Origin of the sequence: Mycoplasma sp. Ms02, assembly GCF_019720735.1 — a bacterium.
Lineage (GTDB): Bacteria > Bacillota_I > Bacilli_A > Mycoplasmatales > Metamycoplasmataceae > Mycoplasmopsis.
In genome coordinates this window covers 609,056-623,447 of sequence record NZ_CP081302.1, presented here as the reverse complement: position 1 = coordinate 623,447, position 14,392 = coordinate 609,056, and the positions used below count along the sequence as shown (strand labels likewise).

The 14,392-nt window shown below is 31.1% G+C and carries 10 protein-coding genes; 3 read left to right on the top strand and 7 right to left on the bottom strand.

Annotated features, from left to right (window positions below):
• Positions 1-62: 62 nt before the first annotated feature.
• Both K4L35_RS02395 and rsmG read left to right on the top strand, forming a co-directional pair.
• Positions 63-1,043 (top strand): ribose-phosphate pyrophosphokinase, encoded by a 981-nt coding sequence (locus K4L35_RS02395; protein WP_370629443.1) that lies wholly within the window; start codon positions 63-65, stop codon positions 1,041-1,043.
• Complete coding sequence (rsmG, locus tag K4L35_RS02390) at positions 1,033-1,713, top strand: 16S rRNA (guanine(527)-N(7))-methyltransferase RsmG (RefSeq protein ID WP_221617347.1); 681 nt, start codon at positions 1,033-1,035, stop codon at positions 1,711-1,713. Before K4L35_RS02395 ends, rsmG begins: the two co-directional genes overlap by 11 nt.
• A 17-nt stretch (positions 1,714-1,730) precedes the next feature.
• On the opposite strand, the gene pip is transcribed toward rsmG, so the two are convergent.
• The 3 genes from pip to eno all read right to left on the bottom strand — a co-directional run bounded on the left by pip (position 1,731) and on the right by eno (position 5,325).
• Positions 1,731-2,714: a prolyl aminopeptidase gene (gene pip, locus K4L35_RS02385; RefSeq protein ID WP_221617346.1), complete on the bottom strand. Its 984-nt coding sequence runs from the start codon at positions 2,712-2,714 to the stop codon at positions 1,731-1,733.
• 46 nt (positions 2,715-2,760) lie between these two features.
• Positions 2,761-3,423: a deoxynucleoside kinase gene (locus K4L35_RS02380; protein WP_221617345.1), complete on the bottom strand. Its 663-nt coding sequence runs from the start codon at positions 3,421-3,423 to the stop codon at positions 2,761-2,763.
• 540 nt (positions 3,424-3,963) lie between these two features.
• Entirely contained in the window at positions 3,964-5,325 is a 1,362-nt protein-coding gene (gene eno / locus K4L35_RS02375; RefSeq protein WP_221617344.1) for a phosphopyruvate hydratase, read from the bottom strand.
• A 406-nt stretch (positions 5,326-5,731) separates the two neighbouring features.
• Between eno and K4L35_RS02370 the strand changes: the two genes are divergently transcribed.
• Complete coding sequence (locus K4L35_RS02370; protein WP_221617343.1) at positions 5,732-12,226, top strand: GA module-containing protein; 6,495 nt, start codon at positions 5,732-5,734, stop codon at positions 12,224-12,226.
• Positions 12,227-12,280: 54 nt separating this feature from the next.
• Here K4L35_RS02370 and K4L35_RS02365 read toward each other — a convergent pair whose 3' ends face one another.
• The 4 genes from K4L35_RS02365 to K4L35_RS02350 form a co-directional block, all read right to left on the bottom strand.
• Positions 12,281-12,508, bottom strand: coding sequence for a hypothetical protein (locus K4L35_RS02365; protein WP_221617342.1), 228 nt, complete (start codon positions 12,506-12,508; stop codon positions 12,281-12,283).
• Positions 12,509-13,009: 501 nt separating this feature from the next.
• The gene (locus K4L35_RS02360; RefSeq protein WP_221617341.1) at positions 13,010-13,345 is read right to left on the bottom strand and encodes a hypothetical protein; all 336 of its coding nucleotides are present in this window, start codon (positions 13,343-13,345) and stop codon (positions 13,010-13,012) included.
• A gap of 80 nt (positions 13,346-13,425) precedes the next feature.
• Entirely contained in the window at positions 13,426-13,734 is a 309-nt protein-coding gene (locus tag K4L35_RS02355; RefSeq protein ID WP_221617340.1) for a hypothetical protein, read from the bottom strand.
• 2 nt (positions 13,735-13,736) lie between these two features.
• Positions 13,737-14,102, bottom strand: coding sequence for a hypothetical protein (locus K4L35_RS02350; protein ID WP_221617339.1), 366 nt, complete (start codon positions 14,100-14,102; stop codon positions 13,737-13,739).
• Positions 14,103-14,392: the final 290 nt, after the last annotated feature.

Genomic DNA, 14,392 nt, shown 5'->3' with positions numbered 1-14,392 from the left:
CAGCATTGATTTTATCTTATTTAGTTTTATAATTTAAATTATCTATAAGTTGAAGGAAAGATATGATTAGCAAAAAAGATATTATTTTATTTGGAATGCCAAACTCCTTGAAATTAGCACAGAAAATTTCAGGAATTTTAAACGTTGATTTACACAAGGTAAACAGAACAATCTATGCTGATGGTGAATATATGCCCGTTTCAGATCAGCCCGTTCGTGGTCGTGATGTTTTTATTATCGCAAACACTTCACGCCCTGTAAATGACAATTTAATGGAACTACTTTTATTTATCGACTCTCTAAAAAGAGCTAGTGCAAATTCAATTACTGTTTGTTTAAGTTATTATGGTTATGCACGTCAAGATCGTAAGGCAGGTGGTAGACAACCAATAGGGGCTAAATTAGTTGCAAACTTAATTCAAACTGCAGGAGCTACAAAAATGATTTGCGTTGATTTACATAATCCATCAATTCAAGGATTTTTTGATATTCCTCTAGACGATTTAAGAGGTCAATACTCAATCGCAAAAGCAGTTTATCAAATTGCAAAAGATTATACAGTTGTTTCGCCTGATCACGGTGGAACAGTAAGAGCAAGAAAATTGGCTAATATACTTGCAGATACAGCTAAAATATCAGTTATTGATAAAAGAAGAGTTGGTATCAATCAAACAGAAGTTATGGGAATTTTGGGTGATGTTAAAGACCAAAACGCCGTTATTGTGGATGACATAATTGACACAGGTGGAACAATTCTGAAGGCAGTTGATACATTGAAAAAAGAAGGTGCAAAAAACATTATTGTGGCTGCAACACACGGACTTTTCACAAAAGGATTTGACGTTTTTCAAAACAATCCAAATGTTTACAAGGTAATTGTTACCGACTCGATCGATAACAGCGAGCTTGCAGCAAAATATGATAAACTGCAAGTCGTAAGCTTAGGAGACTTCCTTGCTGGTGTGATTAGCAGCACAATCAAAGGCGAAAGCATATCTGAACTTTACAACAAATTTAAAAGTGAAATAAAAGATGACAAGTAAAGAATTAACAAGACAGCTTTGCGAACAGAAAAAATGAGATTTTGAAAAGCTAGAAAAATATCACGAACTAATAACCGAAGCAAATAAAAACATCAATTTAACAGGTTTCTATGATGATGAACTTTGGCAAAGTGGTATTTTAGAATCGCTGCTTTTCATGGATTCAATAGTGCAAAACAGAAACTCAATCAAAATTCTTGATATTGGTGCTGGTGCTGGTTTTCCTTCGATACCTTTTGCAATCAGTTCTAAAGATAACGAATTTCACATTTATGAACCTATTCAGAAACGCGTAAACTTCTTAAATACAGTCATAAAAGAGCTGAATTTAAAAAACGTTCACGTAAAAGCGATTAGATCAGAAGAAGTTAAAGAGAAAAACATTTTTGACTTAGTAACAGCAAGAGCAGTGGCTTCTATAAGAGCTCTTTTAATGTCTTCGTTCCACTTAGTTAAAGTTAATGGTGATATGAGACTAATAAAATCTAAAAAATACCAAGACGAGCTTAAAAAAGCTAGTGATGTTTTAAAACTTTTAAAGACCGAGATAAATTCATACAAACTAGAAGTTCCAAACACAAATAAAGAACACGTTGTGGTTAATATCAAAAAGCTAAGATCTACACCCAAGGAATTTCCTTTTGAGTGAAGAAAAATTGTAAAAAAATAAGAGCGATTGCTCTTTTTTTACTGTTTTATAGGCATTTTACCAAAAAGATCTTCTGAGATTTGATTAAAAATCTCAAGTGTTTTCTCTTTGTTATAGAAGTCGTATCCTGAGTGATATCCATTTGTTATATAAAGTCTTGCTTTAGATCCTATAGCTAAGCTTAAATCAAAAGCAGAACTCGGTTTGCAAACGGAGTCATTTCTACCGTGAACGATGTAAGTGTCGATGTTGGCTATTTTATAGGCGTTTTCGAGAATATAGTTATCAGTTTCCAAAAAACATCTATTTACAAAATAGTGTGTTTCAAGAACAGCAAATTTTATATCGTCTTCTAGATTTGACTCTTGATATGAGTTAGAAGCAATAAAGCTTTCATGATATGCAAAAGTCTTTGCAGCTTCCTCAACTGAACTTTGATCTTGCGATCCTAAGATTTGGTAGTAAGTATGTAAATATGGATGATCTTTGTCTTTATTTTTGTCAAGAACATCAGGATAATTATCTTTGATAAAGCTGCTATACTTAGCATATACTTCAGGGAAATTATTTTTTGTTCCACCTTCGTATAGAAAGTCAATGTCTTCTGAACGGCATAAATAGACACCTCTAAGTACTAGTTTCAAAATACGATGTGAATTTTGAATAGCGTAAACTAACGCCAGCGTCGAACCTCAGGATCCCCCAAAAAGTACAAATTTATCAATTTTTAGTACGTTTAATAAGTCATTGATATCTTCAACAAGATCTCATGTAGAATTGTCAGTAATATCACTTGTATTAATTGCTGAAGGCGTCGAGAAACCACAACCTCTTTGATCAAATGACACTAAGAAATATTTTTCTAAATTAAAAAATTTAGTGATGTTGTCATTGAACCCTGCTCCTGGTCCACCATGTAAATATAAAACAGGGATCCCCTCAGGATTCCCATATGTTTTATAACGAATTAATATTTGCTCATTCTTTGAGTTTGTTTTTTGTAAAAATCGAGAGTTTAACATATCTACCTATTATTAAAATTTTAACATTTAAACTCCCAAGAAATAACTAAGCATTTAGTTTTTCTGCAGTTTTGGCTTCAATAATTCTGCCCACTTCCATTAAAACTTGTGTCTCTGTTTTGTTGTTTGTATCTACAACTACGTAATCTAGGTTGTATTTGTTTGCAACTTCTTTAAATATTTTTAAATAGCTTGTGTGTAAATTTTTGAAATATTCAAGATTTTGCTCAAAGTTATCAATTTCACTTTTTCTACCACGTTTAAAGATTCTTTCCTTAAAAGTATCGAACGATATATCTAAATAAATACTTAAATCTGGCAGTTCTTCTCTTGAAATTAACTTTTCAAAAAGAGCGTCATAAGCTTCTAAATACTTAGATTCTTTTTGTGAAAGAATTAATTTAGCAAAAATATAGTGCTCAACAGAAAAACGATCTAGAAATAGATGGTCTTTTACCATGTCCTTTTTATCTAGTCTGAACTGTTCTGTCATTTCAGCAAACTTTGCTGAATGGTTTTCAACAATATATGATTGAAAACCAATAGTTAAATTAGGTTTCTTTTCATATAATCATTTCAAAAAGGTGTTGAAAACTTCATCATCTTCATCAAATTCGTGCATCACAACACTTGTTGGGTAAACTTCATGTAGCTTTTCAACAAGACTACTTTTACCTGCAGCGATCATACCACTTATTCCTATAATCATGTTAACTCCTTTTAGCTGTGTTTTCTAATTTTAATGTTTAAAATCGCAATTTTCAGATAAAAGTTCAAAAAAGTAATGAATCTATTTTTTTGGTTTTTCCATTGTTAATTTATTTGCATGTGAGCATGTTTCTAAAATCACTGTTTAACAGACTAATTGGTAAAAAAATAAAAAGTTATTAACAATATAACACATATAAAAAATGTGGAAATGTTAATAACTTTGGTCTAATTATTATCATTAGATATTGTCTCTTTTGACTCAGAAGAGGATTTATCAAAAGAAACTATCACTTCATCGTAATCTTGTTTAGCTCTAACCTGTTGAACCTTAGCACACGAAAGAGCAAAAAAACTAATACTTGATGTTAAAAGCATGAAAAAAAGTATTTTTTTAAGATTAAAAAGATATTTCATAATTAAATAATACTATAAAATAAAAAATTTTAATTTAAATATGATGGAATATAAAAATTTTTTTATAGATAAAATAATTTAATATAAAAACTACCTTTTTATAGGTAGTTTTGTTTTATGCTCACTATTTTTTAATGTTGTAGAAAGCTGTTAGACCTTTGTACTCTGATGATGAACCAAGTTCTTCTTCAATAGCTAATAAACGGTTGTATTTTGCAATACGGTCTGTACGTGACATTGAACCTGTTTTAATTTGTCCAGCGTTCATTGCAACAGCGATATCAGCGATTGTTGTATCTTCTGTTTCTCCTGAACGGTGTGAAACAACAGCTGTCATGTTTGCTTTTTGAGCCATTTGGATTGCGTCAAATGTTTCTGTTAATGAACCAATTTGGTTAACTTTGATTAAGATTGAGTTCATTGATTTTTCTTCGATAGCACGTTTTAAAATCTTTGTGTTTGTAACTGTTAAGTCGTCACCAACGATTTGAACTCTATCTCCGTATTTAGCTGTGAAGGTTTTGAATCCGTCTCAGTCACTTTCTGCTAAACCATCTTCGATTGAGATGATTGGGTACTTGTCGATTAATTTTCCTAAGTAATCAACCATTTCTTCTGTTGTGTATGATAATTTAACATCTTGTAGGTGTTCGAACCCTGCTTGTTTTGATTCGATTGCAGCTTTTAGTTTACCGAATGTATAAACACCATCTTTGTATAGTTCACTTGAAGCACAGTCCATTGCGATAGCAACAGCTTTTTCTCCTGTACGAGCAGGTGTATATCCTGCAGCTTTAATAGCTTCTACTAAGAAATCTAAAGCTTCTTCGTGTGATTTGAAGTTTGGAGCAAATCCACCTTCATCACCAACTTGAACTCCGTGTCCTGCTTTTTTAAGTAATTTAGCTAAGTTGTGGAATACGAAGTTAGCCATTTGCATTGATTCTCTAAAAGTTTTTGCACCAACAGGCATAATCATGAATTCTTGGAAGTCAATTGTGTTTGATGCGTGTTCTCCACCGTTAATAACATTTAACATTGGAACTGGAAGTTCGTGAGCGTTGAATCCTCCTAAGTATTTGTATAGAGGTAGGTCTAGCTCATCAGCAGCAGCTCTAGCAACAGCTAAAGAAACTCCTAAGATTGCGTTTGCTCCTAATTTTGATTTTGTTTCTGTTCCATCTAATTCAATCATTTTTAAGTCGATTGAACGTTGGTCTGTTACTTCCATACCAACTAATTCTGGAGCGATGTCTTGGTTAACGTGATCAACTGCTAACATAACACCTTTTCCACCGAATCAGTTACTTTCGTATTTTGACCCCATATCTCTAAGCTCTAAAGCTTCTCTTGTTCCTGTTGAAGCTCCTGAAGGAACCATAGCTGAACCGTAAGCTCCAGCTTCTGTTCAAACTTCAACTTGAACTGTTGGGTTACCACGTGAGTCTAATACTTCACGTCCGTGAATTTTTGAAATTGCTGACATTTTTTCTCCTTGTTTTTTAAATTAATTAATTTAATTAATTGAAATTATAGCACTTAAGAAAGAAAATGCTTTAAATCATTTAAACTGACTTAAAATTCAACGTCGAAAAAAGATAATTTCTTATTTTTTCATTTTTTTACTTTTTTGCGAAAACTACTAATTTCTTGCTTTTTCTTTTTGCAAAAAAAAAAAAAAAAACTGAATCTTGAAATACAAAAATGAAAAGATTGAAAAAACAGTGATTTTAGTCCATAATTTTGCCTTTTTAAAAGCAGTTCTATTTAGATCAAGAAGAAAATGTGCTTATTTTCTTGTATGATAGAGCCGAAAAGCAAAGCTAAAGAGCTTTTCGTTTTAAACCACGAGAAAAAATGAAATAAAAACTTGTTCATAAAAATGGAGAATTATGAAAAAGAATAAGTTTTTAATAATGGGTTCAACTTCGCTTTTAGTGATAACTCCCACATGAGGTCTTGTTTCAAACACTAATCAAACAAACCAAGATCAAACAGATGATCAAATATTAAATCAACAGTTAAATAGTGAGCAAAATCACATAAGAGTTGGAGAAAAAATACCTTTTGAGGTTACTCCAGTAACAGGTTACAGCTCAGAATCCCAAAACCTGTCCGAAAACTTCTGTAAAGATGGCGTATGTACTAACTGAAGATCACCATGATGAGAGGTGCAAATAGATTCTGAAGGTAATGCAGTTCCCTCTACTCGCGATCTTATCGTTAATTCATATACACCTTCTGAAAATCCACCAAAAGTTAATGAAACAGTAAGGGTAGAGCAGCTTGAAACGGTTGACGGTATCACTAAGTGAAGGGTCGTATTCAACGAGTCTTCACTAGGTTACTATGACTTTAGCCAAGTATTTAAGAAAAATAGCGCAAACTCTGATCCTTCAGATAAATATGTTGAAAATGATTCGGAAAGTTATCAAAATGGTACTTACCGTAGATGAGATCGTTATTTAATGAACGCGCCAGAAATAACAGATTATTCAATTTTTATTTCTGATGATTTATCAATCGTTGAAGATTCTGTCGAATTTAATAGCTTCTCAATTAATGAACTGAGTGAAAACAGATTAGCTCAAAAAGATGAAAGAACCTTTGAACAAGCAGAATTGAGACCTCAATCTCAATCAGTAAAAATTAAAAATATATCGAATAGTATTGCAAATGTGTCTCAAGAATTAAAGACTCAATATGTAGAAATTACTGACGATAATTCCGAAAAAGTCATTTCAGGTAGAGAAGACACTGAAGTTATAGGTTTAAATAGTTTTATTTACGCTAAAACAAGCAGTGCTTCAAATAAAGAAGAATATAAGCAAAACTTAAAAAATATTCAATCTGCATACAACGATTTAACTATTCTTTATAAGAAGGATGATGCAAATAGCACAGATTGAAACAATGCAAACTTTACTTCTGAGTATCAATCGACATCAATAACAAACTCAAGAAAACGCTCTGAAGAAGAAAGGTTAAGGTCTTTTGGAGAAATTTTAAAAACAGGCCCTGGAACTTACTTAGGATCTTCAGATAGAAGTACAATTGGATCGTTCATTAGCTTCAAGGCTGGTAATTTAGAGAGAATAACAAACCCTTACAATAACCAAAAAATTGAAGTGTACTTTAAAACTAAGCGCAACAATGATTCGGTTTTCCATGATAAGAGCGTTGAATCTTACAGAGATAAAAACTCTGTTGTTGGTGCATCAGTAACAGGAATGATGTATCACTCTGATATCATAAAAAGTATTGCAAATACAAAAACAGGAATTTCAGATTGAAAACAGTTAAACACTGGGTCAAAAGAGGCAGTTCTTGAAGAATATGCTAGAGTTTACCCAGAGCTAAAATTAACAAGAACATCGATGAATGTTTACAGAACAACTGAACAGATAGATTTCGAGGTTGACTTCAAAAATGTATGACACACAAATAAATATGTGGAGTATTCACCTACAAATCAGTTACTTTCGTTCAACAACACTTTCCCAAAAGCTAAAATAGAGTCAACAAAATCTGATTCATCAGATAATAGAGATCTTTTAAGTTTAACTAATTTCGAATTTGATGACAATTCCCTAACAAGCAATTCGCAAGACAGAAAAGATTTAAGTGCTAAAAAATATCTTCTTACTCTAAATAACTCTGACGCTCAACCATATTATGAAAATAGGGATTACAAAGTTTCTATTAACGATTCAACCAATAAAACAGGTGAAATTGTTGATGTAGCTAATAAAAAGATTTTAAAATGAACAATTAAAGAAAATCCAGAAATTCACCAGATTTCAAAGAAAATGGTTTTCCAAGTGGATTGAAACATCATTCCTACTCAAGAAAGAATTCAAGAAGTATTAAATGATGAACTTGACAAGTTAAGAACGGCCTTAAACAATTACAAACAAGCTCAAGGTTTATCTGATGAAGAAATAGATGCTTATAAAAAAACCGTAGAGGCATTTGCATTAGCAGCAAAAGAGGCAGCAAAAGGATCAAATCCAACAATTACTTACATGACAATCGATCAATTTATCGAAAATAAAATAAAACCTTTTTACCCAAATAACAACAATCTAAAAACAGATATTGCTAAATCAACAGACTTTTTAAAAGACGCCACAGATCTTAAAAAAGCTTATACGACAGACTTAAACAACCTTAATTCGGCTATAGATCAGTTGAATGCAGCTAAATCAACTATCTTAAACCAAGAATCTGAAATCGAAGCATTTAAAGATAAATTTGAAGCAATCAACAATGTAACCAAACCGAACGTACAAGCAAACTCTAATGATTTTTATACAAATAAGAAGACAGAAAAAGAAATTCAGATTGAAGCTATACTACCTAAAACGGGAGATGAAAAACAAAAGTCTGACGATTTCGAAACATCTAATGCTTCAAAAATCGATGCAGATTCTTTACAAGCAGATCAATTAGGATTTATGCTTGAGGATGACAATCAAACTAATTTACAAAATAGACCTGCAAATAAGGCTTATAAAGTTCTAGATGGTATTCAAGATCTCCCAGATTTTGATGTGCAAAAACAATCTGCTTTAGAAGAGGTTTTAAACTCTGCTAAAGAAAAACTCAATTCAAGATTAGATTCTTCGCAACTTCCTGCAAATGTTATTCAGTCACTTAAAGATGAAGTTGCATCAAAAATTGGTTCAGATGCAATCAACACAATTATCGTTTTATATAAAACAATTGATGATTTCGATAAATATAAGAAAGAACAAGAAGCGAACTTACAAAGCTATAAATCAGCTGAATCAGAGTTAATTTATTCAGGTTCAAACGATAACTTAAAAACATCATTTGATCAGGCGAAAGGTCATTTTGAACAAAAAGAACAAGCTTCTAATGCAATAACAAATATTGCATCTCTAAAGGGATACATTGACGAATATAAAAATAAGTTTAACGATCTAAAAAATGCATACAACGCTCTTGATGGTGTTAAGGAAAACGCAAGAAAAGAAATTGAAAGCGCAAACTTAGACATTGAAGGGTTAAATGATTGAAAACAAAAACACAAATCATTAATTTCTCAAGATACAATTGACAATAACGATTCTGCAAGAGTTAATCAACTGCTTCAAGATGCTTATGATGAACTTGAAGGACTAGCCAAAGAAAAGGTAAACTCATTAACCAATTTAACTAAAGAAGAAAAAGATGCATTCAATCAAAAGATTGAAGAAGCGCAGATTGCTCTTAATGAAAATCCTGAAAAAAATATTGATAAGAACTTAGATCAATTAATTCAAGACGCAGTTTTTGCAAACGAAAAAAATAGTGTTGCAAATGAAGCGAATGAATTATTATCAAGTCTGGATCAGAATGACCCAAACTATATAAACTCAACTAAAAAAGATCAATACGATAACTTAGCTAACGAATTAAAAGAGTTATTGAAATCAAAAGACAGTTGAACTTCTGATAATCTTGAAAAAGCAAAAGAATTAATAAATCAAATAAAAGCAATCGAACATGATGGTATTGTGGAATTAAAACGTCAGGCAAAATACAAAATTAACGAATCTAACTTACCACAATCATTAGAAGATTCTTTAGTATCTAAATTAGATGGTATGGATCAAGCTCAAGAAGTAGTTGATCTAAAGGATTCAATTGAAAATCTTGATACTTCTTGAAAAGCACTAAAAGATTCTGTAGAATACCACGAAACGGGAGAAAACGCCACAAAAGATACACAAAACTACATAGAATCTGAAGAGTCTAAAAAAACAAATTACGATAACTCTTTAACGCTTGCAAAAGAACTGCTAAATAAAGAATCATGATCTCCTGAAGAGCTGAATATTGCGAATTTACAAGAGCAAATTAACCAAAAAACTGAAGATCTTGACAATGCAAGAAGCGAACTTAATGGTGCAGAATTACTTAATAACGCAAAAAAAACTTCTAAGAACGTTCAATGGGATTATTTATCAGAAGATCAGGATGCAAAAGCAGATCAAGAAATTGATCAGCAAACTACAATCAAAGATCTAAATGCTAAATTAGCCGAAATAAAAGAAGCAGACAAGGCAACAGGCGAGTTAAATCAACAACTATCAAATAACCAAACGGATGAACTTTCAAATTTAGATGATTACACACTTGCAGACTCAGATAAAAAAGACGCTTTAGACCAAGCGATAGTAGATGGTTCTAATTTAAAACAAGGTGATCAAGCAAGTCTAAATACAGAAGATATTAAAGCTAAGGCTCAAGCAATTAAAGAAGCTAGAGAAGAGCTAAATGGTCAAGAAAAACTTGATGCTGCTAAACAAGAGGCGAGTGATTTAATTAATTCTTTAGAAAACATAGGTCAAGATCAAAAGCAAGCTCTAAAGGAACCAGTTGATCAAGTCTCAGGTTCAGATGCACTTGAAAAAGTTAATGAAATCAAAGAAAACGCTAAAACTGTTGATCAAGCCCTTAAGGAATTAAAAGATGCTATAGAGAAGGCGAATACAGCAAAAGAAACTGTGGACTACAAACTTGCATCTACAGATCCATCTAACAAAAAAGAAGACTTAGATAATGCACTCCAAGAAGCAAACGAAAAAGTGAAAAACGCTTTAAATAACGGGTCTATGCTTCCTTCTCTTGAAGAAATAGATCAAGCAAAAGATGAATTAAAGACAGCAAGAGAGAACTTAGACGGACAAGAAGTTCTAGACAAGATAAGAAATGATGCCAAAAAAGCAATAAATTCTCTAGAGAATTTAAACAATAATCAAAAAGAAGTGATAAAGTCTCAAATTGATTCTCTTGATGATCCAGACGCTATTGTGGATGCTATAGATAAGGCTAAAGATCTTGATTCTAAAATGCATGACCTGAAAGAATTATTGTCAAATAATCCTGTAAATAACAATAATAAAGATGAATACAGAGATTATTCAGATGCAAACGAAAATAGAAAATCTGATTTTGATAATGCATGAAACAAAGCTCAGGATCAAAGAGATGAGAAACCTAATCTTGATGCGAACGAAGTTCAAGAAGTTATCGACAACTTAAAACAAGCAACAGAAAACCTTGATGGTCTTGAAAGAAGAGAAGACCTTACAAAGCAATTAAAAGATCTTATTGCTGAAGCAGATGATGTTAAAAACTCAAAAGATTTCAAAAGAAACACATCTGATAAACAAGAAGAGTACAACTCTGCAATTGAAAATGGTGAAAACGTGGATATTCAAGGTGATAACTCAAATATTAATGATCTTGAAAATGCTGTAGCTAAAATTAAAGAAATCAAAAAAGATGTATATCCAACACTTGATGAAATTAAGGAGAAAATCGACAATTTACCTAACCTTTCTGAAACAGAAAAATCTGACTTAAAAGAAAAGGTGGCTGAAAAAGCTGACGATCATGACATGATTTCAGTTCTTGACAAAGGTGAAAACATCAACGATAAAAAACAAACTGTTATCGACACAGTTGCAGATGATGAAAATCTTTCTGAAAAGCAAAAAGATTTCTTAACAGATCAGGTTAAAAATGAAGATTTAATTGAAGATGTCGATAATTCGAACCAAAATAGCGATAATGGTTCTTCCGAAACTACAGATCAACCTAAAAAGCAGACCACTGTTGAGAAAGTTAAAGAAGTTAGTGACGCACTGAAAGAAATTGAAAAAGCTTTAGATCGGTACAACGATCTTCCAACAACTGATCAAAAAGCTAAAATTCAGGAAGTGCTTGATAAGTTAGACGAAAAGAACGTTCCTGATTTAGAAAAATACAAACAAGCTATAGACAGCATAGACATAAACAAACAAATCGAAGATTTAATCCAAGAATTCGAGAATACAGACAGAAACTCGGAAAACTTTGAAAAACTTAAAACAAAAATTAATGACTTAATCGAACTAGGTCGTCAAAGCCTACTAGACCCAGAAAATACAACCGAAGCTAACAAGGCATTGAACGATAAAATTAACAAAAAGATTTTGGATTCAATTGATAAATCAAATGCCCTTCAAGAAATTATTGAAGCCATTGAGGAAGGTAATAAGGATAAGTTTGATAAAGCAATCGAGAAGTATAAAAATCTTTCTGATAATCCTGAAGAATTAGACAAATTCATTAAAGAAATCGAAGACAAAAAACTGTTTGATATTATTGAAAAAATTAACGATAACAAGCCAATCAGTGATAAAGAAGTTAGCGATGGTAAATCAACAGCAACTAACGAAAATGTTGCTAACGTTATAAACACAACAATTGATAGCAAAATCGATCAAAGAAAAGAAATTGATGTTATCACAATTCACTGAATTATAGGTGGAATTGCCACTGCACTTGCAGCAATTTCTGGATATGTCTTATATTTATTTAGGAAAAAGTAATTAACTAAAAACACTATACCACAGGAGTATAGTGTTTTTGTTACTATAAATATCTTACATTAGAATATCTGACTTTAAGTATTTAATTACTTTATGAGAAAACTTGTCCTGATTTTTAAGCACAAGATAAATGATCAAAAATTTGTGGTGATTTAATTTAGGGTGATTTTTTCACACTATTGAATCTTTCTCTAATAATTTGTCGTAATACTCACCATATTTTGGAATATCAACTCAGTCATGCTTATGAATGCCTTTTATTTTAGAGAAATCTTTGAGCATTTTTTCCTTATTTATTTTTTTGACTCGATGAATGTTTTTCAAGTTTTTGTAAAACTAAATAAGTGTTTTCCCTCATATTTTTTAGTTTATTATATACATCTATTGGTGAAGGGCAAAGAAACATACTTATAAACCCATAAACCATGACACAAACAATAGTTATAGAGATTCTAAGCGCTGGAGACCCAATGTTATCACGAAATATGACCGACAGAATGACGAAAACAACAAAAGGAACAATAAACAATGTTCAAGATCTAAAAAAATAAAACAGTGTTACGGTTCTAATTTGTTTTTTAAGATTAAATTTGAAAATTTTTATTATTTCTACTAATTGATAACTTATTTCTTCATTTTTTCCTAGTTGCATGATTGTGGAATTGATTTGATTATCAAAAGTAAAAAGAATCAGCTGTTTCCTTTTTTCCTTAAATGTAAAATCTAAAACAAAAGTAGCAACAGGCCCTACAATAAGAATAATAAGAGCTATTGTAAAAAAAACTAGGCATTTCGCTCCTTTTCTTGAAGTAGTTTATGATATTCGGTTATTAATTCACAAGTCAAATTGCCATAGACTCGAATACTTCCTTTTTGAAATAATCAGAACGCAAACTCTAAAGCTTTTAACTTATGATGGGTGTTCTTTATCCCCCTCAAAAAGAAAAGCATATAATTATCTGCATTTAATTCGAACCTTCCAGAAAGGAAGATATTTTTTTGTCTTTCGTCCATTTTTTGAATCTCTTCATCTAAAAAGGTAGAATAAATTACAGAATTGCAAGAATTAGGCAAAACGAATTCAACGTCTGTTATATTTAGATTTTGAACTGTTTTCAACCCTTTATTACACAAAACTATAAATTTGATAATAAAAACGACAAGGATTACTATCATAAGTAAGCGTAGGAAGGATGCAATTAATATAAAAAAGTGTTATTATATGTAGCCTCAACAAAAAATAATGTAGAGAGAGTCAAGAAAACCAAAAAGAGATTTAACATCATTACAATTAACGATATTTTGCTTATTTGTTTTCTTGAATTACTATAGAAAATTTTGGCACCTTCTATAAGTTCTTGAGAAATAAAATATTTATCTTTTTGTTTTTCAAACCTTCCAAGAATCTTGACAGATCAATAAATAAACTCTACTCTTTTAGGAACTGCTGAAAATGCAATAAAAGAGATAAAAAAGAATGTTGGTATAAATAAATATATTAAGATCATAATTATCCTAAATTATCCACTTTAATCGAGTTTCTTAAAGTTCTAATATATCAGACTCCTCTTGCAGGGTTGTAAACTTTTTGTAGCCCCATAACCTTTAGCTCTGCTCCTGTTTTATCTAACAAGTCTTGAAGGGTAAAACATTCATTAGTTATTATATTTTTGAACTCTAAGTTTTTACCACCATATCCACCATTATTATACAAATCCGTTTGTCTTGTTTCATTTGTTACGATTCATTTCACACCTGCATTTTTGTAATTTTCAGTGTGAAAAATATGATGTGGTGTTGTTTGATTTATGCTAGTACTTAAACTACCCAAACCTTCAACAGTATTCAAAAAATTAATCATTGTTTTTGTTTTCATTTGTTCTCCTAATTTAAAGATATTTTAATATATAAAGGAATTTAGAAAAGTTACTATTTTAAAAATAGTATAGGATATCCTTAGAATCTTTCTTTATATAGAAACTCTAGACAAAGTAAATAGCTTTTGTCTGCATTAGATCTTCGATAAAGGATAAACAATTTTTGCTACGTCTAATTACCTAAATAATCTTTCTATTTTATTTTTATCTTTTACTATCAAAAGGAAATATGTTTTTGCATAAAAAAACACAAAGTATCATATTTGAACTTTGTGTTTGTTACTGTTTT